The organism is Amycolatopsis sp. SID8362 (genome assembly GCF_010550475.1).
GTDB classification, from domain to species: domain Bacteria; phylum Actinomycetota; class Actinomycetes; order Mycobacteriales; family Pseudonocardiaceae; genus Amycolatopsis; species Amycolatopsis eburnea.
The window spans coordinates 1-2,057 of record NZ_JAAGNB010000938.1 but is presented as its reverse complement, the minus strand read 5'-3'; the positions used below and the strand labels follow the sequence as shown (position 1 = coordinate 2,057).

Here is a 2,057-nt window from a genome sequence, read left to right as displayed (position 1 = left end):
GCGACGATGGCGCGTTCGGCGCCCCGGCCGGCGCCGCGCCAGGTCTCGGCCTGCCCGAGCGTGCGGGCGCGGTTGTCCAGGTGGAGGGGCGCGTCGATGTGGGGGTGGACGAGGTCGCCGAAGGCCACGCCGCGCCAGCCGAGGGTGGGCGCGTGCACGACCCCGCCGTCGCGGACCGCGCCGGGCACCCCGATGCCGACGCCGAAGACCTTGCCCGGTTCGCCGCCTTCGAGCACTTCGGCGATGCCGGTGCGCACCAGCCCGGCCACTTCACCCGGGTCGAGGCGGGTGCCGACGAGCGGGTGGCGCACCGTGCCGAGGGTGCCGAGCGCGCAGTCGAAGAGGCCGACCTCGACGTGGGTTTCGCCGACGTCGACGCCCACGACGTGCCCGAAATCGGGCCGGACGGCGAGCAGCGTCCGCGGCCGCCCGCCGTCCGATTCGACCGAGCCGGCCTCGGCGACGACGCCGTCGGCGATGAGCTCGGAGACGACGTTGGTAACGGTGGCGGCCGAAAGTCCCGATTCAGCTACCAGTTCCAGCCTGCTGACGGGACCGCGGAGGTACAGGGAGGAGAGGAGCGCCGCGCGGTTGTGCCGTCGGAGGTCTCGGGTCGTCTGACGCACCACCTGGGTCACCTGGGGGATTGTGCCAGAGACCGTCCGTGCGACCATCGGTTCGGGACTTAGTTCACCACTTAATACATAGCCACAACTTACGGTGATCAGGCATCCTGGTCGACAGCCGGTAAGTTTTCAGATGGGTTGCCCATGGCGAGCAAGCGCACCACCGTCCGTGATCTGCGGCGGCACAACCGTTCCCTGCTGCTGTCGAAACTGTACTTCGACGGCCCGCTGTCGCGGCACGAACTCAGCCAGCTCACCGGATTGAGCGCCGCGACGGTCAGCAACGTGACCGCGGAACTGGGCGAAGAACGCCTCATCACGGAGGCAGGCCAGGTGGAGTCCGACGGCGGCCGCCCGCGCGTGCTCCTGCGCGTCGACCCGGCGTACGGGCACGTGGCCGGCGTCGACATCGGCGAAACCGGCGTCAAGGTGGAGCTGTTCGACCTGGCGATGAACCGGCTGGCGACGGTCGAGCACCCGCTCCCGAAGGCCCCGGACGCGGCGACGGCGGTCGAGCAGGTGACGTCCGGCCTGCGCGAGGTGTTCGCGACGGCGGGCATCGACGAATCGGCCGTGCTGGGCGTGGGCATCGGCGTCCCGGGCACGGTCGAGCAGGGCGCGCGGGTGCTGGTGCACGCGCCGACGGTGGGCTGGGACGCGGTCCCGCTGGTGTCCCTGCTGCGCGACGCCGGCGTCGGGCTCCCGCTGTTCGTGGACAACGGCGCGAAGACCCAGGGCCAGGCGGAAATGTGGTTCGGCGCGGGCCGCGGCGCCCGCCACGCGGTGATCGCCCTGATCGGCTCGGGCGTCGGCGCGGCGGTGGTGACGGACGGAACGACCTACCGCGGCTCGACGAGCAGCGCGGGCGAGTGGGGCCACACGACGATCGCGTACGGCGGCCAGGAGTGCCGTTGTGGCGCGCGCGGTTGCCTGGAGGCGTACATCGGCGCGGGCGGAGTGCTGGCGCGGTACCGCCGGGCGCGCGGCAAGGACGTCACGGGCGAGGACGAGCAGGCCCAGTTCACGGCGTTGCTGGAGGCGGCGGCCCGCTCGAAGACGGCGGCGAAGGTCCTCGACGAGACGGCGGGGTACTTGGGGGCGGGCATCGCCAACCTGATCAACCTGTTCAACCCGGAGCGCATCGTGATCGGCGGGTGGGCCGGGCTGGCGCTGGGCGAGCAGCTCCTGCCGCGGATCCGCGCGGTGGCCGGGGAGCACGCGCTGCGGCACCCGTTCAGCCAGACGTCGATCCAGCTGGGGTCGCTGGGCTTGGACGCGGTGGCGACCGGGGCGGCGACGTTGCCAGTGGCGGATCTGCTGGAGCAGGGCGCGACGTCCCGGCTGGCGAAGCCGGGCACCCCGGGAGCGCCGGACTCCGACGCGGCCTGAGCCCCGGGGCCGCCTGGCCCGCCTCCGCACGGCCTCCCCCGC

At 72.9% G+C, this 2,057-nt stretch carries 2 protein-coding genes; one reads left to right on the top strand and one right to left on the bottom strand.

Going from position 1 to position 2,057, the window contains the following annotated elements:
- Positions 1 to 638: ROK family transcriptional regulator (locus G3I65_RS29285; protein ID WP_160698960.1), on the bottom strand; the 638-nt coding region annotated here is incomplete at its 3' end.
- A 132-nt stretch (positions 639 to 770) separates the two neighbouring features.
- On the opposite strand from G3I65_RS29285, the gene G3I65_RS29280 reads away from it, so the two are divergent.
- Complete coding sequence (locus G3I65_RS29280) at positions 771 to 2,015, top strand: ROK family transcriptional regulator (protein WP_160698959.1); 1,245 nt, start codon at positions 771 to 773, stop codon at positions 2,013 to 2,015.
- Positions 2,016 to 2,057: the final 42 nt, after the last annotated feature.

Coding starts and splice junctions, on each gene's coding strand:
- G3I65_RS29280 (WP_160698959.1), top strand. CDS start 771: ATGGCGAGCAAGCGCACCACCGTCCGTGATCTGCGGCGGCACAACCGT.